At 72.4% G+C, this 23,010-nt stretch carries 21 protein-coding genes; 14 read left to right on the plus strand and 7 right to left on the minus strand.

All coding sequences use genetic code 11. The features are described from left to right. The 3 genes from QR78_RS06295 to QR78_RS06305 all read right to left on the minus strand — a co-directional run. The coding region (locus tag QR78_RS06295; protein WP_048426655.1) for a CoA-binding protein at positions 1-799 on the minus strand (799 nt) is incomplete at its 3' end. Next, positions 796-1,947 carry a thiolase gene (locus tag QR78_RS06300; RefSeq protein ID WP_048426656.1) on the minus strand — a complete coding sequence of 384 codons (1,152 nt, stop codon included), beginning with the start codon at positions 1,945-1,947 and terminating at the stop codon, positions 796-798. The genes QR78_RS06300 and QR78_RS06295, both read right to left, overlap by 4 nt. Continuing rightward, positions 1,944-2,306, minus strand: coding sequence for a Zn-ribbon domain-containing OB-fold protein (locus QR78_RS06305; protein WP_048426657.1), 363 nt, complete (start codon positions 2,304-2,306; stop codon positions 1,944-1,946). The genes QR78_RS06300 and QR78_RS06305 overlap by 4 nt, the downstream gene beginning before the upstream one ends. A 233-nt stretch (positions 2,307-2,539) precedes the next feature. Here QR78_RS06305 and QR78_RS06310 point away from each other — a divergent pair, with 233 nt between their 5' ends. Both QR78_RS06310 and QR78_RS06315 read left to right on the plus strand, forming a co-directional pair. Continuing rightward, a complete protein-coding gene (locus QR78_RS06310; protein ID WP_048426658.1) occupies positions 2,540-3,346 on the plus strand; it encodes an IclR family transcriptional regulator in 807 nt (268 codons plus the stop codon). 283 nt (positions 3,347-3,629) lie between these two features. Continuing rightward, complete coding sequence (locus QR78_RS06315; protein ID WP_048426659.1) at positions 3,630-5,120, plus strand: FGGY-family carbohydrate kinase; 1,491 nt, start codon at positions 3,630-3,632, stop codon at positions 5,118-5,120. A 142-nt stretch (positions 5,121-5,262) separates the two neighbouring features. Here the strand turns inward: QR78_RS06315 and QR78_RS06320 are convergent, their stop codons facing one another. The 4 genes from QR78_RS06320 to QR78_RS06335 are packed head-to-tail and all read right to left on the minus strand — an operon-like array spanning position 5,263 to position 9,846. Then, positions 5,263-6,261, minus strand: a complete 999-nt coding sequence (locus QR78_RS06320; RefSeq protein WP_053220817.1) for a tripartite tricarboxylate transporter substrate binding protein — start codon at positions 6,259-6,261, stop codon at positions 5,263-5,265. Next, the gene (locus QR78_RS06325) at positions 6,258-8,354 is read right to left on the minus strand and encodes an acetate--CoA ligase family protein (protein ID WP_048426660.1); all 2,097 of its coding nucleotides are present in this window, start codon (positions 8,352-8,354) and stop codon (positions 6,258-6,260) included. The genes QR78_RS06320 and QR78_RS06325 overlap by 4 nt, the downstream gene beginning before the upstream one ends. Then, complete coding sequence (locus tag QR78_RS06330; RefSeq protein WP_048426661.1) at positions 8,351-8,719, minus strand: Zn-ribbon domain-containing OB-fold protein; 369 nt, start codon at positions 8,717-8,719, stop codon at positions 8,351-8,353. The genes QR78_RS06325 and QR78_RS06330 overlap by 4 nt, the downstream gene beginning before the upstream one ends. Beyond that, the gene (locus QR78_RS06335) at positions 8,716-9,846 is read right to left on the minus strand and encodes a thiolase family protein (protein ID WP_048426672.1); all 1,131 of its coding nucleotides are present in this window, start codon (positions 9,844-9,846) and stop codon (positions 8,716-8,718) included. The genes QR78_RS06330 and QR78_RS06335 overlap by 4 nt, the downstream gene beginning before the upstream one ends. A gap of 273 nt (positions 9,847-10,119) precedes the next feature. On the opposite strand from QR78_RS06335, the gene QR78_RS06340 reads away from it, so the two are divergent. From QR78_RS06340 to QR78_RS06395, 12 genes are all read left to right on the plus strand, one after another. Then, positions 10,120-11,082, plus strand: a complete 963-nt coding sequence (locus tag QR78_RS06340) for a Bug family tripartite tricarboxylate transporter substrate binding protein (protein ID WP_048426662.1) — start codon at positions 10,120-10,122, stop codon at positions 11,080-11,082. A gap of 12 nt (positions 11,083-11,094) precedes the next feature. Continuing rightward, complete coding sequence (locus QR78_RS06345) at positions 11,095-12,453, plus strand: acyclic terpene utilization AtuA family protein (protein WP_048426663.1); 1,359 nt, start codon at positions 11,095-11,097, stop codon at positions 12,451-12,453. A 5-nt stretch (positions 12,454-12,458) separates the two neighbouring features. After that, positions 12,459-12,836 (plus strand): AtuA-related protein, encoded by a 378-nt coding sequence (locus QR78_RS06350; protein WP_048426664.1) that lies wholly within the window; start codon positions 12,459-12,461, stop codon positions 12,834-12,836. Further along, on the plus strand, positions 12,833-13,786 hold the full coding sequence (locus tag QR78_RS06355; RefSeq protein ID WP_048426665.1) for an SMP-30/gluconolactonase/LRE family protein: 954 nt from the start codon (positions 12,833-12,835) through the stop codon (positions 13,784-13,786). Before QR78_RS06350 ends, QR78_RS06355 begins: the two co-directional genes overlap by 4 nt. A 41-nt stretch (positions 13,787-13,827) precedes the next feature. Then, positions 13,828-14,283 (plus strand): tripartite tricarboxylate transporter TctB family protein, encoded by a 456-nt coding sequence (locus QR78_RS06360; protein ID WP_202972719.1) that lies wholly within the window; start codon positions 13,828-13,830, stop codon positions 14,281-14,283. Beyond that, a complete protein-coding gene (locus QR78_RS06365; RefSeq protein ID WP_089504258.1) occupies positions 14,283-15,830 on the plus strand; it encodes a tripartite tricarboxylate transporter permease in 1,548 nt (515 codons plus the stop codon). The genes QR78_RS06360 and QR78_RS06365 overlap by 1 nt, the downstream gene beginning before the upstream one ends. Positions 15,831-16,071: 241 nt before the next feature. After that, entirely contained in the window at positions 16,072-16,884 is an 813-nt protein-coding gene (locus QR78_RS06370) for an IclR family transcriptional regulator (RefSeq protein WP_048426666.1), read from the plus strand. Between the two features lie 333 nt (positions 16,885-17,217). Continuing rightward, on the plus strand, positions 17,218-18,330 hold the full coding sequence (locus tag QR78_RS06375; protein WP_048426667.1) for a mandelate racemase/muconate lactonizing enzyme family protein: 1,113 nt from the start codon (positions 17,218-17,220) through the stop codon (positions 18,328-18,330). A gap of 17 nt (positions 18,331-18,347) precedes the next feature. Beyond that, the gene (locus tag QR78_RS06380) at positions 18,348-19,436 is read left to right on the plus strand and encodes a mandelate racemase/muconate lactonizing enzyme family protein (protein WP_048426668.1); all 1,089 of its coding nucleotides are present in this window, start codon (positions 18,348-18,350) and stop codon (positions 19,434-19,436) included. Positions 19,437-19,491: 55 nt separating this feature from the next. Beyond that, entirely contained in the window at positions 19,492-20,688 is a 1,197-nt protein-coding gene (locus QR78_RS06385; protein WP_244276574.1) for an ABC transporter substrate-binding protein, read from the plus strand. Positions 20,689-20,711: 23 nt separating this feature from the next. Further along, a complete protein-coding gene (locus QR78_RS06390; RefSeq protein ID WP_048426669.1) occupies positions 20,712-21,572 on the plus strand; it encodes a branched-chain amino acid ABC transporter permease in 861 nt (286 codons plus the stop codon). Beyond that, the coding region (locus tag QR78_RS06395) for an ABC transporter permease subunit (protein ID WP_048426670.1) at positions 21,569-23,010 on the plus strand (1,442 nt) is incomplete at its 3' end. The genes QR78_RS06390 and QR78_RS06395, both read left to right, overlap by 4 nt.

Consider the following 23,010-nt stretch of genomic DNA (forward strand, 5'->3'; position numbering starts at 1 on the left):
GCGAGGCCGCCGCCGCCGCGCCGAGGCGGCTGCGCCCGGCCTTCAGCAGGAAGACCGGCTTGCCGGCCGCCCGCGCGGCCTCGAGCGCCGCGATCATGCGGGGGCCGTCGCGAAAGCCCTCCTGGTAGGCGCAGACGACTTCCACGGTCTCGCTCCGCGCCATCCAGCCGATCGCGTCGGCGACGGTGACGTCGGCCTCGTTGCCGGTGGTGACGAGGACGGAGGCGCCGAGCCCGCGGTCGCGCGCCGCGGCGGCGAGGTGGGCGCCGTAGGCCCCGGACTGGCTGGCGATGCCGATCGGCCCCGGCCGCGGGAAGCCGGAATCGAGCGAGGACGAGAAGGTGCCGTAATAGCCGATCCCGGCATTGTAGACGCCCAGCGTGTTGGGACCGAGCACCCGCATGCCGTGGCGCCGGGCGATGCCCAGGATCTCGGCCTGCGCCCGCCCGCCCTCGTCCCCGGTCTCGGCAAAGCCCGCCGAGAACAGCGTGACGGCCCGGCACCCCTTCGCGCCCAGAGCCGCCACCGCCTCGACGGCGTGGCGCGCCGCGACCGCCACGATGCCGACCTCCGGCGCCTCGGGCAGGTCGGCGACGGTGGCAAAGCACGGCAGGCCCTGCACCGCGCTCCGACCCGGATTGACGGGAAAAATCCGGCCCCGGAACCCGGCCGCCTGCATCGCGGCGATCGGCCGGCCGCCGATCCGCGTCGGGTCGTCGGAGGCGCCGACGATCGCGACGGAGCGCGGCGCCATCAGGGCGTCGAGGGCGGAGAAGTCCTCCGCGGCGAGCGCCGTCACAGCGTCGCCTCGGAGCCCAGGAAGGCCGTGACCTGGCTCGACAGCGTGCCGCCGTTGCCGTGCAGGAGCGCGACGTCGGCGCGGGCGAGCTGCCGCGCGCCGGCCTCCCGGCGGATCTGGGTGACGGCCTCCGCGATCAGGAACATCCCGTACATGCCCGGATGCACGCAGGACAGGCCGCCGCCATTGGTGTTGACGGCCAGCCCCCCGCCCGGCGCGATGCGCCCGCCCTGCACGAAGCGACCGCCCTCGCCCTTCGGGCAGAAGCCGAGATCCTCGAGGAACAGGATCGTGTTGATGGTGAAGGCGTCGTAGAGCATCAGGAGGTCGACGTCCTCCCGCGCGACACCCGCCATCGCGAAGGCGCGGGGGCCGCTCTCGCTGGCGGCGGTCACCGTCAGGTCGGGCATCGCCTGGATCGAGCGGTGCCAGTTCGCCCCGGCGGCACCGAGGAAGTAGGCGGGCGGTTTGGCGACGTCCTTCGCCCGCTCGGCCCGCACCAGGATGCAGGCCGCCGCGCCGTCGGTGACGAGGCAGCAATCGGCGGTGGTGAGGGGATCGCTGACCATCCTGGCCGCCAGGACGTCCTCGCGGGTCAGGGGGCCACGGGCGAAGGCATCCGGATTGAGGTTGGCCCATTGTCGCGCCGCGACCGCGACGTCGGCGAGCATCTCCCGGCTCGTCCCGTACTGGTGGATGTGCCGGGCGGCGGCGAGGGCGTAGGCGGTGATCGGGTGGCGGGGCCCGTAGGGCACCTCGTGCCATTGCGGCTCCGACATCGAGACGAGGCGTCCGCCCGCCGTGCGCTGGTTCGAGCCGTAGCAGATCAGCGCCGCGTCGCAGAGCCCGGCCTCGAGGGCGAGCGTGGCCTGGAGCAGATGCATCTCGAAGCTCGAGCCGCCGACATTGGTGCTGTCGAAATATCGGGGCCGCAAGCCGAGATACTCGACGACGCTCATCGACGCGAAGGCGTGGCTGCTGGTCGCCGCGAACACCGCGTCGATGTCGGCGAGCCGCATCCCGGCATCGTCGAGGGCCGCGCGCACGGACAGGCCGAGCAGCTCCATCGCCGAGAAGCCCGGCGCCGCGCCGAGCCCGGCGAGCCCGAGGCCGACGATGGCGGTGCGGCCGCGCAACGGGTGGCTCATCGCGGCTCCTCCACCGGATCGAACACGACGCGGGGCGTCTCCCCGGCCTCGACGCGGGCCTTCACCCGCGTGCCGATCGGCACGGTCTCGACGCCGGCGATCGTCGTCATCATCCGCGGTCCCTCGTCGAGGTCGACGAGGGCGACGTTCACCGCGCCGTCCCGGCGACGGTTGACCGTGATGGCGTAGACGGTGCCGAGACCCGAGGCCTCGACCCAGTCGAGGTCGACCTCGCCGGAGGGGGACAGGGTCCTGGGGTAGAAGACGTATTCGCCGGTCCGGCGCGCGCGCTGGATCATGAAGCGGCCGGCGCGGAGAAACTCCTCGTAGGCCCGCTGCGGGCCCGCTGCCTCGTCCATGGCGTTCCCTCGGTGACGCGTCGTCCTGCGGTCGCATCCGGCTCCCGACCGGCCGCTCGGCCGCCCTCGGAAGCCGGTACGCGAGCGCGGCGGGCTTTGAAGCTGATTTTCGATGGCGAAAGGCTTTTGTCAACGAGAAAGACCGGGCGCCGGCCCGTTGAGTTTCCGGGCCCGCCGGGCGACACACCCGTTCGGAGGCGATCGGGATGACGGAAGCCGGGACGACAGGGGTCATGACGGAGCCACCGGATCGCCCGGAGGCCGAGGCGGGCCCGCGCAAGTATGTCGGCGCGGTCGAGAATGCCGTGGCGATCCTGCGCTTCCTCGCCCATGCCCCGGGGGCCGCCGGGGTCGCCCACATCGCGCGGGAGACCGGGATCAACCTCTCGACGACGTTCAACATCCTGCGGACCCTGACCAAGGAGGGCCTGGCGAGCTTCGACACCCGGTCGAAGGAGTACCGGCTCGCCATGGGGATCCTCGAGATCTCGATGCCGCTGGTCGGGCTCGACCAGGTCGACATCATCCGGCCCGCCCTGGAGGCGCTGTCGCGGCACCACCGGGCGCTGATCGGGCTGTGGAAGATCACGCCGCAGGACCGCATCGTCCTCGTCGACCGGCTGGTCGCCGGCAACGTCGTCCATGTCGACATGGCGCTGGGCGCCCGGCTCCCGGCGCTGGTCGGCGCGGTCGGCCGGTGCATCGCCGCGCGCCGCGACCTGCCGGAGGCCGAGCTGCGGCGGACGTTCGCGACGTTGCGCTGGGAGAACGCCCCGACCTTCGAGACCTACGCGGCCGAGGTCGCGGCGGCACGCGGCGCGGGCTTCGCCTTCGACCGGGGCCACCTGTTTCGCGGCGTCGACATCGCGGCGAGCCTGATCCTGGACCATGCGGGGCAGCCCCGCTTCGGGGTGAGCGGCATCGCGGTCGCCGGGCAGATGTCGGACGGCGAGCTTGACGCGCTCGCCCGGGAGCTGCGCGAGACGGCGGCGACGATCTCGCGCGCGCTCTACGGGCGCGGAGGGGCATCGCACCGCTGAGCCGACTCGCATCGGCAAGCCAGCGCTTCGTCCCCTCACGCCCTGTTTCTTCGCCGATCTTGGTCGCAAAGCCGGATGCCGCTTTCGCGCAATCTGTTCAGGCCGATCCGCTGCAGCGCCGGGCTCCCGCGAGGCGCGACCACGGGCCCATCCACGACGGTTCGGGACGACCGGCCGCTTGTGCCGTTGCCGCACCGATCGGGCCGGGCGGTGGCGCCGCCGTCATGCTAAGCGGGGCTCCGATGGCGGCCGCGGTGAGGCCGCCCGGGAGGACAGGAGCGCCATGAGCGTCGTCATCGGTCTCGACGGGGGCACGGAGGGCATCCGGGCCGGGGTGTTCGACCTCGCCGGCCGGCCGCTCGCCTTCGCGGCGCAATCCTACCCCACCACCTTCCCGCGCCCGTCCTGGGCCGAGCAGAACCCGCAGGATTGGTGGGAGGCGGCCGGGCGGGCGGTGCGCGAGGCGGTGCACAGGGCCGGCATCGATCCCCGGGACGTCTCGGCCCTCTGCGCCGACACCACCAACTGCTCCGTCGTCGCCCTCGACCGCGACGGTATCCCGGTGCGGCCGGCGCTGATCTGGATGGACGTGCGCGCGACCGACGAGGCCGCCCTGGTGCTCGCCACCGGCGATCCGGCGCTGATCGTCAATTCCGGCGGCGCCGGGCCGGTCTCGGCCGAGTGGATGATCCCGAAGGCGCTCTGGCTCGCCCGGCACGAGCCCGGGATCTTCGCGCGCGCGGCGACGATCTGCGAGTACCAGGACTACATGAACCTGCGCATGACGGGGCGGCGCGCCGCCTCGATCACCAACGCGGCGATCCGCTGGCACTACCGGGCGCGCGAGGGCGGCTATGCCCGCAGCCTGGTCGAGCGCCTCGGCATCCCGGAACTCGCCGACAAGTGGCCCGCGGAGGTGCTGCCCCTCGGGGAGATCGTGGGCGGACTGACCCCGGAGGCCGCCGAGCATTTCGGATTGCCGGTCGGGCTCACCGTGGCGCAGGGCGGCTCGGACGCCGAGATCGCGATGATCGGGCTCGGCGTCACGACCCCCGGTAAGCTCGCCTTCATCACGGGCTCGTCGCACCTGCATCTCGGGCTCTCGGCCGCGCCGTTCCACGGCCGCGGCATCTGGGGCACCTACGCCGACGCGGTGATCCCCGGCCTGCATCTGGTCGAGGGCGGCCAGACCTCGACGGGTTCGGTCGTCAACTGGCTGCGGGGGATCGTCGGCAGCGACTGGTCCTACGACGCGCTCAACGCGGAGGCCGCGGCGCTGCCGCCGGGTTCGGACGGCGTGCTGGTGCAGGACCATTTCCAGGGCAACCGCACGCCGCACACCGATGCGGCCTCGCGCGGCGCGATCACCGGGCTCACGCTCGCGCATGGCCGCGCCCACCTGTTTCGCGCCGCGATGGAGGGGGTCGCGTGCGGGACCGAGCTCATCTTCGAGACGATGCGGGCCGGCGGCTACCGGCCGGACGAGATCGTGATCTGCGGGGGCGCGACGCGCTCGGACCTGTGGATGCAGATCCATGCCGACGTCTGCGGCCAGCCCCTGACCGTGACCGAGGTGGCGGAGGCGCCGGCGCTGGGCAGCGCCGTCCTGGCGGCAAAGGCCGCCGGGCATTACGGCTCGATCGAGGAGGCGGCCTCCGCGATGGTCAAGGTCGCCCGCCGCATCGAGCCGAGCAGGGAGGCCCATGCCCGGTACCGTCCGGTCTACGAGCGCTACAAGCAGGCCTACCACGCCCTCGCGACCCTGCGCGCCTGACACGCTCGAGCACTTCACGATCGCGCCGCAATCGTGAAGTGCTCCAAGTCTTTGTTTTGCCAGGTTTTCTTCGACGAACCGGCATCCACTTCGTCGGACAATGCTCAAGGGAAGCCCCCCCGCCCGGGCGGGCGCTTCCCCCTCAATCCAGCGTCGTCCCCGATTGCTTCACCACGGCGCCCCACTTGGCGATCTCGGCCGCCATGAAGGCCCCGAAGGCCTCGGGCGAGAGCGGGCGGGAGGTGGCGCCGAGGCCGGCGAACTTCGCCGCCACCGCCGGCTCCTGCATCGCCCGCACCGTCTCGGCGTTGAGGCGCGCGACGATCTCGGGCGGTGTGCCCTTCGGCGCGACGAGGCCGTTCCACGCGATGGCGACGTAGCCGGGCAGGGCGGCCTCGGCGATGGTCGGGATGTCGCGCGCCAACGGCAGCCGCTCGGCCGCGGTGATGCCGAGCGCCCGCACCCGGCCGCCCTCGACATGGGCGAGCACCGACTGGGTGGTGTCGAACATCAGGTCGCAGCGTCCGGCGATGACGTCGGTGATCGCCGGGGCGCTGCCCCGATACGGGATGTGGGTGAGCTTGATCCCCGCCATGGACGCGAACAGCTCGGCGGCCAGGTGGGTCGACTGGCCGATGCCGGACGAGGCGTAGTTCAGGGCCCCGGGCCTGGCCTTGGCGGCGGCGATCAGGTCGGCGACCGAGCGGGGCGCGGATTGTGCCGGCACGACCAGCACCAGCGGGTTCTCGGTCAGGAGCGCCACCGGCGCGAAGCTCTTCAGCGTGTCGTAGTTGAGCTTGCGAAACAGCGTCATGTTGATGGCGTGCGCCGTGGTGGCGACGCCGAGCGTGTGGCCGTCGGCCGCCGCGCGGGCGACGATCTCGAGGCCGAGATTGCCGCCGGCCCCCGGCCTGTTGTCCATCACCAGGGGCTGGCCGAGGGCGATCGACAGCCGCTCGCCGACGATCCGCGCGGTGATGTCGGTCGAGCCGCCGGGCGGGTAGGGCACCACGACGGAGATCGGCCGGGCCGGCCAGGCAGCGGCGCGGGCCGGCCGGCTCCCGAGCACGAGGGGGCCGGCGGCGAGGGTCCCGGCAAGGGTCCCGGCAAGACCGGCGACGACGTCACGGCGGCGGATCATGGCGCGCTTCCTTCCTCGAACACGACGGCGTCGAGCGCCAGGCACTCGCCGGGCGCGGTGCCGATCATCATCGGATTGACGTCGAGGCTGGCGATCGCCGGCCGCTCGACCATCAGCCGCCCGACCGCGACGGCGGCGGCCAGGTAGGGCTCGATCGCGAGCGGCGGCTCGCCGCGCACGCCCGCGATCAGCGGGGCGAGGCGCAGGCCGTCGAGGGCGCGCCGGACCTGCGCCTCCGAGAAGGGCGGCAGCAGCACGGCGACGTCCGGCATCGCCTCGACGTACTTGCCGCCGTCGCCCACCACCACGACCGGGCCGAAGAACGGGTCGCGATGGGCGCCGAGCATCAGTTCGCGCCGTCCCCGCGCCATCGCGGCGACGATCGCGCCGGCGAACGGGTGGCCGGCCCCGGCCAGTCCCGCCCGGCAGGCCTCGAAGGCGGCCCGCACCGCCGCCTCCCCATCGACCCCGAGATGGACGAGGCCGAGTTCGCTCTTGTGCGCCACGCCCGCCGAGCAGCCCTTGACGGCGACCGGCCCGCCGATCCCGGCGGCCGCCGCCACCGCCTCGTCGGCGGTGCGGCAGAGGCGGTGGCGCACGACCGGGATACCGGCCCGCGCCAGGAGCGCCAGGCTCTCGGCCTCGTCGAGGAGGCGCGGCGCCGGAGAGGCGGAGGGCGACGACGGCGCCGGATGCGGCGTCCGTTCCCCGGCCGCCGCCATGCGCTCGTGATGCGCGATGAACTGCGCCAGCGCCCGCACCGCCTCGCCCTCGCCGGAGAAGACCGGCAGGCCGCGCGAGCGGAACGGCGCCGCCACCAGCTCCTGGGGGGCGACGATCACCACCGGCTTGCCGGTCGCCTGCGCGAAGGCGGCGGTGTCGCGGCCGAAATCGTCGACCGCGTAGGCCCGGCCCGCCACCGGCACCCCGACCAGGAAGGCGTCGGCGCTCGGATCCTCGGCGATCACCGGCAGGATCTGGCTGAACAGGGCGGAGTTCGTCATCAGCGCCGCCGTGATGTCGACCGGATTGCGGGTCGCGGCGAAGCTCGGCAGGATCGCCCGCAGGCGTGCCTGCGTGCCCTCCTCCAGGGGCGCCAGGTCGAGCCCCGCCTGCGAGGCCGCGTCCGCCGCCATCACGCAGGTCGCGCCCGAATTGCTGATCGCCACCATGCGGCGGCCCGCCGGGCGCCAGCCCTTCAGGTAGAGTTCGGCCGCCGCGACGAGGTCGGTGGTGTCGCGCGCCCGCCAGATCCCGTGCTGCTCCAGGAAGGCGTCGACCAGCCGGTCCTCGTTGGCGAGCGCCCCGGTATGCGACTGGGCCGCCGCCTGGCCGGCGGCGGTGCGACCGGACTTGAGCGCCACGATCGGCAGGCCGCGCGCGCGGGCGATCGCCGCGGCCTCGGCCAGGTGGTGGGGGTCGGGGATGCTCTCGAGGTAGAGGAGCAGGAGCTTCAACCCCGGATCGGCCGCCACCGCGGCGGCGAGTTCGCACACCGTCACGTCGGCGTCGTTGCCGGTGGCGTGGGTGTGGCGCACGCCGATGCCGCGGCCGCGCAGCAGCCCGTAGGGCACGACGCTCATCGCCCCGCTCTGGCTGACGATGCCGACCGGCCCGTCCCGGGGCTCGACCTCCAGGAACATGCTGGAGAAGCTCGCCACCGCGCCGGTGCCGAAATTGGCGAGCCCCTGCGAGTTCGGGCCGATCATCCGCAGGCCCCGGGCGCGGGCGCGGGCCACCATCGCCCGCTCGGCGGCCCGTGCGGCGGGGTCCGCGGTCTCGCCGAAGCCCGAGGCCATCATGATGGCGACCTTGACGCCGATCTCGGCGCATTCGTCGAGGGCCGCCACCGCCGCCTCGCCCGGGACCGCGATGATCGCGAGCTCGGGCGCCCGCGACAGGGCCGAGAGGCGCGGCACGGTGCGCCGGCCCTGGACCTCGTCGCGCCGCGGGTTGACCGGCCAGACCTCGCCGCGAAACCCGAACTGCGACAGGTAGAGGAGCGGCCGGCCACCGATCTTGTCGGGATTCTCGGACGCGCCGATCACCGCGATCGAGCGCGGATCGAGGGCCGCCTGCAGGCTCGACGTCATGGCTGATCCTCCGGGGTGACGAACGGGACGAGGCCGGCCCCGAAGGCGCGGAACGTCGTGCGGACGGGAGCCCCGATGGCGACGCCCTCGGCCGGGCAATGCGCCATGAAGCGGAAGCCCTCCGGGGCATCGACCAGCGCGAGGCCGTAGGGCGCGAAGGCCTGGAGGTCCGGCGAGGGCGCACGGGCCACCGCCGTGACGGCGTAGACCGTGCCGCGGCCCGACGCCCGCTCGACGCCCAGATCCTCGCTCCCGCATTCCGGGCAGAACGGGCGCCGGACATACTGGACGTGGCCGCAGGCCCGGCAGCGGGCGAGCGCCAGGCCCTCCGCACCCCTGGTCCAGTCGGGAATCTCCGCGCTCATCGGCTGGTCTCCAGGACGAGGCTGACATGGGAGGAGAGCACGCCGCCATCGCCGTGGAGCAGCGCCAGTGCCGGGGGAGGAACCTGGCGCGGACCGGCCTGCCCGCGCATCTGCCGCACGGTCTCGGCGAGATGGGCCATGGCGCCGCCGACGCCGCAATGGCCGTAGCTGAGGAGGCCGCCATGGGTGTTGAGCGGCATCGCGCCGCCGGCCGAGAAGTGCCCCTCGCGGGCGAGCCGCCCGGCGGCGCCCCGCGGCGCCAGGCCGATCTCCTCCAGCAGGATGGCGAGCGTGATGGTGAAGCTGTCGTAGATCGCGGCAAAGCGGATGTCGGCGAGCCCGACGCGGGCCTGCCTCAGCGCGCGGGCCGCGCTGTCGCCCGCCCCGAAGGCGGTCAGCGAGGGCGCGGCGGTGACGTGCTGGTGGGTATGGGCCTGCGCGGCGCCCCGGATCGCCGGCCCGGGCCGCGCGGAATCGGCCCGCTCGATCACGAAGGCCGCGCCGCCATCCGAGACCGGGCAGCAATCGAGGAGTCGCAAGGGGGCGGCGATCGGCTTCGATTCGCCCACCATCGCGGCGGTGATGGGGTCCGTCAGGTGCGCGCCGGGAGTCCGGGCCGCGTTCGCCCGCATCAGCACCGCCAGTTCGGCGATGTCGGCGATGCCGTGCTCGTGGGCGTAGCGGGACGCGACGAGGCCGTAATAGGCGGGGATCGTCGGCCCGAGCGGCACCTCGTGGGTCGGGTGGCCGACCTGCGCGAGGGTCTGGATCGCCGCGTCGCGGGACTGGCCCGAGAGCCGGTTCTCGCCCGCCACCACCAGGATGCGCCGCGCCGCCCCCGCCTCGATGAGCAGGTGCGCCAGCATCACCAGGGCGAAGCCCGTGGCGCCGCCGAGCTGCACCGCGTGGGCGTAGGCCGGCCGCAACCCGAAATGCTCGGCGAACACCGTCGAGAGCATCAGGTGCGGGTGGGTGGTCGAGTAGCCGGTGATCAGCCCGTCGACCTCGCGCCGCTCCAGCCCGGCATCGGCCAGGGCCTCGGCGGCGGCGCGGCTCATCAGGTCGAGGGTGGAGGCGCCGGACAGGCGCCCGAACGGGGTGAGGCCGATGCCGGTGACGACGCTCATCGGGCGGGCGCCGGGCGGCAACCGGCGCAAGCATTATTCCGCCACGCGGAACATGACATCGGGCATCCTCCAAGGTGGGCCGTGCGGACCACGCCGTCGGCTCTTGTCGGAAGATGGTTGCCTTTCGTCGAATAGCCTGTCAACACTGTTCCATGCCGGGTAACGATCGAGGTCGTCATCCGGCCGGGAGAGCCGAGATCGACCGAATTAGTTCCGCTATACGGAACTCACCCATCAAGGGCGGCGATGTCGGGAACGCTTGTGAGAGGCGCCATGCACCGTCGGCTGTGCCTGGGTGTGCTCGCGTCGCTGGCCCTGCCGGGGCCGGCCCGCGCGGCCTATCCGGACCGGATCATCCGCATCGTCGTGCCGTTCCCGCCGGGCGGGACCACCGACATCCTTGCCCGCCTCGTCGCCGACCGGCTCGACAAGCGCTTCGGCCAGCACGCGATCATCGACAACCGGCCCGGCGCGTCGGGCAATATCGGCACCAAGGCGGTCGCCGGGGCGGCGCCCGACGGCTACACGCTGGTGATGGCGACCATCAACACCCACGGCATCAACGCCGCGGTGTTCAAGAGCCTGCCCTACGATCCGGTCCGCGACTTCGCGCCGGTCACGGTGGTCGCCTCGACCCCGAACGTGCTCCTGGTCAACCCGGCCGCCGGCATCGCCGATCTCGCCGGCCTGATCCGCCTCGCCAAGGAGAAGCCCGGCACGCTCGCCTTCGGCTCGACCTCGACCGGCGGCTCGCCGCACATGGCGGGCGAACTGCTGAAGGTCATGGCGGGGATCGACCTGACGCACGTCCCCTACCGGGGCGGCGGGCCGATGCTGAACGACCTCATCGCCGGTCACATCCGGATCGGCTTCGACAACCTGCCCTCGGCGATCGGCCATGTCCGCGCCGGCACCCTGCGGGCGCTGGCGGTCACCACCGCGGAGCGCTTCCCCGGGCTGCCCGACGTACCGACCCTGGCGGAGGCCGGGGTGCCGGGCTTCGACGTGCCGGCCTGGTTCGGCCTGCTGGCGCCCGCCGGCACGCCCCGGCCGGTCGTCGACCTGCTGCAATCGCGGATCGCCGCCGTGCTCGCCGAACCCGAGACCCGGACGCGGCTCCTCGACCTCGGGGCGACGCCGGGCGGCGCGAGCCCGGATGCCTTCGCGGAGATCGTGCGGCGCGAGGTGGCCCGCTGGCCGGCCGTCGTCGCCCGCACCGGCGTGACGATCGAGTAGGGGGAGGGGGCGATGGCGCTGCGGATCGGATCGGGCTCGGCCTGGTGGGGCGACCGGCTGGAGCCGGCGAGGACCAACGCGGAGGAGGGCGACCTCGACTACCTGTGCTTCGAGACCATGGCGGAGGCGACGATCTCGGCCGCGCAGGTGCGCAAGCGCCGCGACCCGTCCTTCCCGGGCTACGACACCTATCTCGACGACCGGATGCAGCGGGTGCTGCCCGGCTGCCTGCGGCGCGGCACCAAGATCATCAGCAACCAGGGCTGGATCAACCCGGAGGGCGCCGCCGAGCGCATCGTCCACTGGCTGCGCGAATGCGGCGCGCCCAAGGGCACCAAGGTCGCGGCGGTCTCCGGCAGCCTGATCACCGACCGCGTCCTCGAGCTCACCGGCACCCTGATGGAGGACGGGCGCCCGAGCGCCGCCCTCGACGGCTCGATCGTCTCGGCCGAGGCCTATATGGGCGCCGAACCGATCGTCCAGGCGCTGCGCGAGGGCGCCCGGATCGTCGTCACCGGCCGCGTCGCCGATCCGTCGATCTTCATGGCGCCGATGATGCACGAATTCGGCTGGGACGCCCTCGATCACGCCCGCCTCGGGCCCGGCAGCGGCATCGGCCACGTGCTCGAATGCGGCGCACAGGTCACCGGCGGCTATTTCTGCGATCCCGGCTTCAAGGACGTGCCCGACCCCTGGGACCTCGCCTTCCCGATCGCCGAGGTCGAGAGCGACGGCTCGGCGGTCATTACCAAGGTGCGCAACTCCGGCGGCGCCGTGACGCTCCGCACCCTCAAGGAGCAGCTGTTCTACGAGGTGCACGACCCGGGACACTACATCACGCCCGACGTGGTGGTGGACTTCACCACGACGGAACTGGAGGAGGTCGGCCCCGACCGGGTGCGGGTGTCGCGCATCGCCGGCAAGCCGCGCACGCCGACGCTCAAGGTCTCGATCGCCTGCCAGGAAGGCTTCATCGGCGAGGACATGTTCTTCTATGCCGGGCCGGGCGCCCTGCGGCGGGCGGAACTCGCCAAGCGCATCCTCGAGGAGCGCTTCCGGATCGTGGGCCTGCGGGCCGAGGAGATCCGGATCGACTTCGTCGGCCTCAACGCCATCCACGGCGGGGCGATCGCCGCACGGGCGGCCCCGGCGGAGCCCTACGAGATCGCCGTGCGGGTCGCGGCGCGCACGGCGACCCGCGAGGAGGCCCTGAAGGTCGGGCGCGAGGTCGACGGCATGGCGGTGTCCGGCGTCGGCATGACCGGCAAGCGCGTGCCGCACCAGGACCGCACCCGCGAGGTGATCGGCGTCTGGTCGTCGCTGGTGCCGCGCGAGGCCCTGCGCCCCGTCGTCACGATGTACGAGAGCTGACCGCCATGCGCCTGATGCTGCAGCACGTCGCCCATGTCCGCTCCGGCGACAAGGGCAACACCTCGAACGTCACGGTGATCGCCTACGAGCCGGACCTCTACCCCTACCTCAAGGACCAGCTGACCGCCGAGCGCTTCAAGGCGTTCTATGCCGGCCTCGTGACCGGCCCGGTCACCCGCTACGCGGTGGACCCGCTCGGCGTCCTGAACTTCGTGGCCGAAGGCGCCCTCGGCGGGGGCGTGTCGCGTTCGCTCTGCCTCGACAATTACGGCAAGGCGCTCTCGGCGGCCGTGCTGGGCTTCGAGATCGAGGTGCCCGACAGCCTCGCCAACCTCCTGCGCAACCATTCCCCCGGTCCGACCCGCCTGGAGGCAGCGCCATGATTGCCAATCCCGCGACCCCGCCCCTCACCGAACTGGCGACGGGCCTGCGCTTTCCCGAAGGCCCGATCGCGATGCCGGACGGCTCGGTCCTGCTCGTCGAGATCGCCAGGGGCACCCTGACCCGCGTGGCGCCGGACGGCACTGTCAGCTATCCGGCCCGGCCCGGCGGCGGGCCGAACGGAGCGGCGATCGGTCCCGACGGGCGCTGCTACCTGTGCAACAACGGCGGCTTCCGGTGGACGCCGGACGACGACCCGAGCGGGCTGCGGCCGGTCGGCCAGGCCGAGGACTATTCCGGCGGCCGGATCGAGGCCGTCGACCTCGCGACCGGGCAGGTCGAGGTGCTCTACCGGGATTGCGGCGGGCGGCCGCTCAAGGGTCCCAACGACCTCGTCTTCGACGGGCTCGGCGGCTTCTACTTCACCGACCTCGGCAAGGTGCGCGAGCGCGAGCAGGATCGCGGCGCGGTGTATTATGCGCGGGCCGACGGCAGCGCGATCCGCGAGGTCGTCTTCCCGATCTTCACCCCCAACGGCGTCGGCCTGTCGCCCGACGGCGGCACCCTCTACGTCGCCGAGACCGAGACCGCGCGGCTGTGGGCCTTCACCCTCACGGGACCGGGGGAGATCGCCCGCGAGGCCTTCCCCTCGCCGCATGGCGGCCGGCTCGTCGTCGGCCTGCCGGGCTACCGGCGGTTCGATTCGCTCGCCGTGGACGCGGCCGGCAACATCTGCGTCGCGACGCTCGTCGAGGGCGGCATCACCGTGGTGTCGCCGGACGGGGCCTCGGTCCGCCACGTCCCGATGCCGGAGCGCTGGGCCACCAACATCTGCTTCGGCGGGCCGGACCTGCGCACCGCCTACGTCACCCTGTCCTCGACCGGGCGCCTCGTCTCCCTGCCCTGGGACGGGCCCGGGCTGCCCCTCCACCACCTGAACCCGCGGGGATGAGCGCCATGTTCCGTCCCGCGAGCAAGTCCGCCGGAGGACCCGTGTCCGTCCCGGGCCCGCACGCCCGGCGCTACGCCGCCGGCGGCCTGATGGCGCTGTTCGGCCTCGCCGTCGTGCTCGAGGCCCGCACCTTCGGCCTCGGCAGCCTCGCCCGCGTCGGGCCCGGGCTGTTTCCGATGATCGTCGGCGGCGCCCTCGTCCTCGTCGGGGCGCTGATCGCCCTGACGCCGGAGGCGGGGTCCGAGCACGAGGAGGCCGGACGGCCGGACTGGCGCGGCTGGGCCTGCATCGTGCTCGGCATCCTGGCCTTCGTGGTGCTCGGCGAGCATCTCGGCCTCGGGCCCGCGACCTTCGCCTGCGTGTTCGTATCGGCACTCGGCGACCGGCAGGGCAATCCCCGCGCCGCCCTCCTGCTGGCGCTCGCCATGACGGCGGTGGCGGGCATCGTCTTCACGCTGGCGCTCAAGTTCCAGATGCCGTTCTGGCGGGGGTGGTGATGGACAACACGTTCGCCAACCTCGTCCACGGCTTCGGCATCGCGCTGCAGCCGCACAACTTCCTGTTCAGCCTCGTCGGCGTGCTGATCGGCAACCTGATCGGCGTGCTGCCCGGCATGGGCATCATGGCGACGATCTCGATCCTCCTGCCGCTCACCTTCGGCATGCCGCCGGTCGCCGCGATCCTGATGCTGGCCGGCATCTATTACGGGGCGCAGTACGGCGGCGCGATCTGCTCGATCCTGCTCAACCTGCCCTGCCACCCCTCCCACGCCGTCACCTGCCTCGACGGCTACCCGATGACCCGCCAGGGGCGGGGCGGCGTCGCGCTCGGCATCACCATGCTGGCGGCGTTCTTCGGCGCGGCCTTCGGCATCGTGCAGATGATCCTGTTCGCGCCGTTCCTGGTGCAGATCGCCTTCAAGTTCGGCCCGGCCGAAATCTGCACCCTGATGCTGCTCGGGCTGCTGGCCGGCGCCACCCTCGCCCGCGGCTCGGCGCTCAAGGGCGTGGCGATGACGCTCGTCGGGATCGTGCTCGGCAGCGTCGGCAGCGACCTCGACACGGGGACCAGCCGGTTCACCTTCGGGTCGATGTCGCTCTACAACGGCATCGACCTCGTGGCGGTGGCGCTCGGCTTCTTCGGCATCGCCGAGTTCCTGAAGAGCATCAACACCATCTCGGTCGGTGATTTATCGGGCGTGAAGGTGCGGATGCGCGACATGCGGCCGAGCCGGGCCGACCTGCGCGAGGCCGCGATGCCGATCCTGCGCGGCACCCTCGTCGGCAGCCTGTGCTCGCTCATCCCCGGCACCGGGCCGACCATCGCCTCCTTCATCGCCTACGCGGCCGAGAAGCGGGTGAGCCGCAACCCGGACAAGTTCGGGCGCGGCGCGATCGGCGGCGTCGCGAGCCCCGAGGCCTCGACCCATTCCTCGGTCCAGGGAGACTTCGTGCCGACGATGAGCCTCGGCATCCCGGGCGACGCCGTGATGGCGCTGATCCTCGGGGCCCTCATCATCCAGGGCATCACCCCGGGCCCGCAGCTGATGACCGAGCACCCGGACATGTTCTGGGGCCTGATCGCGAGCTTCTGGATCGGCAACATCCTGCTCGTCCTCCTCAACGTGCCCCTCATCGGGGTGTGGGTGAAGCTATTGCGGATCCCGTTCCGCTTCCTCTATCCCTGCGCGCTGTTCTTCATCTGCGTCGGCGTCTACTCGACCAACAACGAGATGGCGGGGGTGATCCAGACCCTGGTGATCGGCGTCGTCGGCTACGGGCTGATGCGGCTCGGCTTCCATCCGGCGCCGGTGCTGCTGGGCTTCGTGCTCGGACCGCGGCTCGAGGAGAATTTCCGGCGCGCCCTGATGCTCTCGCGCGGCGACCTCGCGACCTTCGTCGACAGCCCGATCAGCGCGACCTTCGTCGGGCTCGCCGTGGTGCTGGTGGGCGCGCAGATCTATCTCGCCCGCAAGGCGCGGGTGCCGCAGGATCCGGCCCGCGCGGTCGCCGCCCGGCCGGCGGTGGTGCTGGAGGAGCCGTGAGGGCCATGCTGCGCGACAGGCTTCGTCTTTCCCACCCACGACCTCGTTCCGAGGTGTCGGTCGATCGGCGATCGACCGATCTCGCAGGAGCGCTCCGGATCTCTCCACGATCCCTGGAGCCCTCCGTCGCGGCTCGGCGATCGAAGATCGCCTCGCACCTCGGGACGAGGTCGCGGCTCGGATCGAGGGAGCCGCGTCTCCCGGTCGGGCGACCCGTGCCTCTCCAATCCCGCGAGGCCGCATGACCCCCGACCCGGCCGAGGACGCCCCGGCTCCGGCCCCCGCCGCGCCCGAGCCCAACGCCGCCCAGAAGGTCTGCGCCGTGCTGCGGGCCCTCGCCGCGCCGACCCCGCGCCGCCTGACCGAGCTCTCGGCCGAGACCGGGCTCAACAAGGTGACGGCCCTGCGCATCCTCGACACCCTGGCGCAGGAGGGCTTCGCCGCCCGTGCGGCCGACGGCCGGCGCTGGCGTCCGGGGCCGGAGCTGATGGCGCTGGCCGCCAGCGCCGGGCGGCCCGACGACCTGCGGGCGCTCGCCCGGCCGAGCCTGGTGCGGCTCGCCGAGCTCTCCGGCGACACGGTGCTGCTCTCCGTCAGGAGCGGCGTCGAGGCGGTCTGCGTCGAGCGCGAGATCGGCTCCTACCCGATCCGGGCGAACTACCTCGACATCGGCAGCCGGCGCCCGCTCGGGGTCGGGGCCGGCGCCATGGCGCTGCTGGCCTGGCTGCCCGACCGGGAGGTCGACGCGATCCTCGGCATCGTGGTCCAGCGCCTCGGGCCCTATCCGCGCCTGAGCCAGGCCGAGATCCGCAGCCGCGTGTCGGAATCGCGGGCGCGGGGCTACGTGGTGCTTCTCGATCAGGTCGTCGACACGATGGGGGCGATCGGCGTGCCGGTGCGCGACGAGGCCGGCCGCACCGTCGCGGCCCTCAGCATCGCGGCGCTGACCACCCGCATCCGGGCGCGCGAGGCGGAGCTGGCGGAAGCGTTGGGCCGCGAGGCCGACCTGATGGAGCGGGAGCGGATCCCGGCGGGGCAGGGAGGACCGGGGTGAGAAAAATCCCTGGCGATCGTCCCCGGGGACACCTTGGAATGCGCCGGTGAGGCCGAACGGTCGACCCATCCGTTTCCATCTCCGCCCCTTTCCCGGACGACTGGAGCGACAGCGGAAGGAGATCCGGGATCCAGCACACGATTTCGCGAAGCGTCCTCATCTCTGCAACGGCACACCAGGCAGAGCCGCTCCGCGGCACGTCCTCCGCTGGATCCCGAATCTCGTTCCACTTCGCTTCAATCGTCCGGGAAAGGGGCGGAGCGAGACTGGAATAGCGCCACGGACTCGACGCCAGTCGCGCCGATCGACCACTCCAGACCCACGGAGACACGATTGACCATCGTCGACATCCAGTCCCAGATCGTCTCGCTGCCCTTCGACATGGGCGGCCCGCCGGCCCGCTTCGCCGGCAAGGCCTGGACCCATCTCGACATCCTGCTGGTGCGGGTCGAGACCGACGAGGGCCTGGTCGGCTGGGGCGAGGCTTTCGGCCATGCCGGCATCGCGGCGACGCGGGCCGCCCTCGACAGCATCGTGGCGCCCCTGGTGCTGGGACGCCCGTCGGACGATATCGCGGGGCTGACGCGCGCCGTGCTCCACGCCACGCATCTCCTCGGCCGCAACGGCGCGTTCGTCTTCGCCTACTCAGGCGTCGAGACGGCCCTGTGGGACCTCGCGGGCAAGCGCGCCGGGCAGCCCCTGGCCCGCCTCCTCGGAGGCGCCGTCCGCGAGCGGCTGCCGGCCTACGCCTCGCTGCTCGCCTACCACGATCCGGCGCTGGTGCGCCGCAACGTCGAGGCGGCGTGCGAGGCCGGCTATCGCCACATCAAGCTGCACGAGGTGACGGAGGAAGCGGTCGCGGCCGCCGCGGAGGTGACCCGCGCGCACGGCGCCGCCCTGATGGTCGACGTCAACTGCGCCTGGAGCGTGCCGGCGGCCCTCCGGATGGCGGATGCCTTCGCGCCCCACGACCTCCTCTGGTTCGAGGAGCCGGTCTGGCCGCCGGAGGACGTGCAGGGGCTCGCCCAGGTGCGGGCCCGCGGCATCCCGATCGCCGCCGGCGAGAACACCGCCGGGCTGTTCGGCTTCAAGGCCCTGATCGAGGCGGGCGCGATCGACGTCGCCCAGCCGAGCGTGACCAAGATCGGCGGCATCGGCGAGATGCTGCGGGTGATCACCCTGTGCGAGGCGCACGGGGTCAGGCCCGCGCCCCACAGCCCGTATTTCGGCTCCGGCCTCATCGCCACGATGCACGTCATCGCGGCGCGCGTCGAGGACCCGCTGGTCGAGGTTCTGTGGCTCGACATGGAAGCGAACCCGTTCGATCCTTGGGTCCGGGCCGAGAACGGCCACGTGCGGCTGCCGGCCGGCCCCGGCCTCGGCTGCGACCCGGACCCGGGCGTCCTCGACCGCTACCGGGTCGGCGACATCGTCCGCACGGCATAAGAATCGGAGGAAACGCCATGAAGGTCGACCGCGTCACGACGCGCGCCATCACCCTGCGGCCGGAGCGGCCGATCGGCTCGGCGCTGGGCCAGCTGCACAGCTTCGGCTGCATCCTGGTCACGGTCCACGCCGACGGGCTCGCCGGCGAGAACATCCTGTTCACGCTCAACGACCGCCGCACCAAGGTGCTGCGCGCGCTGATCGACGAGATGGCCGACCTGGTGGTCGGCCAGGATGCCGGCCACATCGCCGGCTTCTGGTCGCGGGCTTGGCGCGACGTGAACTTCATGGGCCACAAGGGCATGCCGGTGATGGGCATCTCGGCCCTCGACGGGGCCCTGTGGGACCTCGCGGGCAAGCGCGCCGGGCTGCCGCTCTACCGCATGCTCGGCGGCGCCAGCGCCCGCGTCCCGGCCTACCATTCCGGCGGGTTGTGGCTCGACCGCTCGACCGACGAGCTCGTCGCGGAAGCCGCGCGCTTCAAGGCGGCGGGCTTCACGGCGATGAAGATGCGGCTCTCGGCCGGCGATCCGGACTGGAACATCGCCCGGGTGCGGGCCGTGCGCGAGGCGATCGGCCCCGGCATCCGCCTGATGGCCGATGCCAACCAGGGACTGACGGAGAACGACGCCATCCGGCTCGGGCGGCGGCTGGAGGAGTTCGGTCTCACTTGGTTCGAGGAGCCGCTGCCGGCCTGGGACGTCGAGGGGCTCGCCCGCGTCGCCGCCGCCCTCGACACGCCGATCGCCAGCGGCGAGACCGACTATACCCGCTACGGCTTTCGCCGGATGATCGAGCTGCGCTCCGCCGACATCCTGATGCCCGACCTGCAGCGGGTCGGCGGCGTCACCGAGTTCATGCGGGTCGGCCACCTCGCCGCGGCGCACGACCTGCCGGTGTCGAGCCACCTCTTCCCGGAGCAGAGCCTGAGCGTGCTCGGGGCGCTCGCGAACGCGCATTCGCTCGAAGTCATGCCGTGGTTCTCCGATCTCTACTGCGAGAGACTGGACTTCGCCGACGGATACGCCATCGTACCGGAGCGGCCGGGATTCGGGTTCACCTTCGACGAGGATCGAATCCGGCACCTGGAACGACAAGGCGCCTAGAACAACTGCGCCAGCCGAAACAACAACGGCAAGTAGACAACGGGAGGAGGACGCCATGGTGACGACGAACCGTCGTGCGCTCGTGATGAATGCTGCCGGCCTCGCGGGGGCGGCGGCCCTCGGCTTTCCCCGGCCGGCTCTGGCGCAGGGCGAGCCCCTGCGCATCGGCTGGCTCGCCGCCATGACCGGGCCGAGTTCGGCCCCGACGGTCGGGTTCAACCGCGGCGTGGTCTTCGCCACCGAGGCGATCAACGGCGCCGGCGGGGTCAAGGGCCGCAGGATCGAGATCGTCACCCGCGACTCGCAAGGCGACCCCACCAAGGCGGTCAACGCCGTCCAGGAGATGATCAGCCAGGCCAAGGTCCACGCGATCTGGGGCCCGACCAATTCCGGCGAGGCCCTGGCGACGACCCCGATCATGGCGCGGGCCAAGATGCCGAACATCCACCCCTGCGTGATCGATACCCTGATCGACCCGGCGAAGTACCCCAACGCCTTCCGCATCGCCCCGTCGAACACCCAGTGGGACGACGCGGTGCGCAGCTACTGCCTCAAGGTCCTGAAGGTGAAGCGGGTCGCGGTGATCGGCGACACCACCGGCTACGGCGTCACCGCCGCCAAGGCGTCCGCCGCCGCGTTCAAGCAGGACGGGGCCGAGGTGGTCTATCTCGGCAACATCGATTCGACCCAGCCCGACATGACCCCCGACCTGCTGCGCGCCCGCAACGCCGGTGCCGAAGCCCTGGTGGTCTGGAGCGTCTCGACCGGCATGGATGCCCGGCTGTTCAACACCCGCGCCCGGATGGGCTGGGACGTCGCCATCGTCGGCCACCCCTCGATGGCCTCGGGCGAGATCGGCGGCCTCCTGGAGAAGCCGGCGAACTGGGAGAAGGTCTACGCGGTCGGCTACCGCAGCTGCTCCTACGACGAATCCGGCAAGCTCAACGCCCGCAGCGAGGAGTTCGTCGCGCGGCTCAAGGGCAAGGTCCCGCTCTCCGACACCCTGCTGTGGTGGGTGGCGGCCGGCTACGACGCGGTGAGCCTGATCGCCAAGGCGGTGGAGGAGACCGGATCGAGCGCGCCCGACGCGATCGTCAAGCACTGGAACGGACTGACGCACTATCCGGGCATCTTCGGCGACTACACCTATACGCCCAAGGACCACAACGGCTACCCGACCGACGAGGTGGTGATGTCGGCGGCCAATTCCGGCCGCGACGGCAGCTTCCGCCTCGCCCCGGGCTATTCCTGAGCATCGGGGAGAGGAGCGCCGCCATGCTCGTCTCGATCCTGGCCTCGGGCCTCGCCGTCGGCGCGATCTACGCGCTGATCGGCATCACCTACAACACGATGTTCTCGACCTCCCGGGTGATGAGCTTCACCGCCGGGCAGCTCGGGATGCTGGGCGGCGTGCTCGGCTCGCTCTTCTCGCTGCGCCTCGGGCTGCCCTGGCCGCTCGGGCTCCTCGCGACGCTCGCCTGCGGGGCGCTCGTCGGCATCGTCACCGAGTTCGTGGCAGTGCGTCCGGTCCTCAAGAGCCTCGACCAGCACCTCTACGTGCTCTCGACGCTGGCGCTCGCCCTGATGATCCAGCAGGTCACGGCGATCACCTGGAGCACCGAGCCGCAGCCCTTCCCGCGGCTGCTCGGCGGCCTCGGGGAAACCGTCCTCGACGAGAAGTTCTGGCTGCCGGTGGCGGCCTGCCTGATCGTCGTGGTGGGGCTCGAACTCCTCTACCGGCGCACCCTCCTCGGCCACGCCTTCCTGGCGGTGGCGGAGGACAACTTCGCCGCCCGGGCGCTCGGCCTCCCCGAGCGGCGCCTCAGGGTGATGAGCTACGCGCTGGCCGGGGCGATCGGGGCGCTCGCGGGCTATGCCGGCGGCGAGTTGCTGCTCGCCTTCTTCGCCAACGGGCCGCACCTCAACTTCTACGGCTTCATCCCGGTGGCGCTCGGGGGGCTGGGCAACAACCGCGGCGCGCTGGTCGGCGGGCTCGTCCTCGGGCTCTTCCAGCAGACCGCGAACTTCGTCGTCGGCGGCATCTTCGCCTCCGTGGCGGTGTTCACCCTGTTCATCGTCGTGCTGCTCGCGGCCCCGCAGGGGCTGCTCGGCGCGAGCCAGGCGAGGCGCGTATGAGTCACCCTTCCGCCCTCGCGGCCTCGGACGCCCCCGCCCGTCCGAGCGCCGGCGCCCGTCTCGCCGGGGCCGCCCCCTTCCTGCTGATCCTCGGCCTGGCGCTGGCGGTGCCGCTGTTCGGCAACGATTACTGGACGCTGATCGCCACCCGGGCGGCGATCTACTGGATCCTGGTCTCGGGCCTCAACCTCGTCGTCGGCTTCGCCGGGCAGCTCGCCATCGGGTACGTCGCCCTGCTGCTGGTGGGCGCCTACACCACCAGCGTGCTCGCCGCCGGCACCGTCCTGCCGGCCTTCCCGGTCGTCGCGGCGCTGGCCTGCGCGGGCGTCGTCGGCGCCGTGGTCGGGGTGATCGTCGGCCTGCCGGCCCTGCGCCTGCGCACCTTCTACTTCGCGATGACGACGTTGGGCTTCGCCACCATCGTCACGCAGATCGCGCTCGCCTGGCAGGACGTGACCGGCGGCGGGATCGGCATCACCGGACCGGAGATGCCCTCGCCCTTCGAGTCGCGCCTCGGCTTCTACGGGTTCTGCCTCGCCGGTGCCTGCTCGTGCACCTGGATGACCCTCAACGTCGCGGGCAGCCGCTACGGCCGGGCCCTCGTCGCGGTCCGCGACGCCGAGGTGGCGGCGGAGGCCGTCGGCATCTCGAAGCCGCGCCTGCTCGTCGCGGTGTTCCTGTTCGCCGGCTGCGTCGCGGCGATCGCCGGCGGGCTCTTCGCCTCGCTCCAGACCTACATCACGCCGGACGCCTTCACGTTCGATCTCTCGCTCCTGTTCTTCATCGCGGTGCTGATCGGCGGGCGCGGCTCGGTGCTGGGGCCGCTCATCGGTACGATCGTGCTCACCATCCTGCCGGAGGTGGCCGCTCCGCTCGCCGCCTGGTCGACCTTCCTGTACGCGTTCCTTCTCCTCGTCATCGTGGTGGTGCTGCCCGGCGGCATCGCCGACCTCCTCGATCGGGGCAAGAACCGGCCGCTGCCGGCCGAGCGCAGCATCGCGCCGCGGGCGGCCGCCCTGCAGGAGTTCGCCGCCGGCGCGTCGACCCGCGCGCCGATCACCCTCTCGGGCGTGCGCCTGAGCTTCGGCGCCGTGAAGGCGATCGACGGGCTCGACCTCACCCTGCGCCCCGGCGGCGTCCACGGCCTGATCGGCCCGAACGGCTCGGGCAAGACCACGACGCTCAACGTCATCTCGGGGTATTACCGGCCGCAAGGGGGCCGGGTGATGCTGGGGAGCCGCTCGCTCCTCGCCGAGACCCGGGAGGCGAGGGCGCTGCTGCGCATCGCCCGCACCTTCCAGACCCCGCGGATCGTCGGCGAGGCGAGCGTGATCGAGAACGTGATGCTGGGCGGCAGCGTCGAGGGCCGCGCCACCCTGGCCGAGGCGCTGCTCGCCCTCCCGCGCCACCGCGAGGACGAGCGGTCCCTGCGCGAGGC

The sequence above is a fragment of the Methylobacterium indicum genome (assembly GCF_001043895.1).
In the GTDB taxonomy this organism is placed as follows: Bacteria; Pseudomonadota; Alphaproteobacteria; order Rhizobiales; family Beijerinckiaceae; genus Methylobacterium; species Methylobacterium indicum.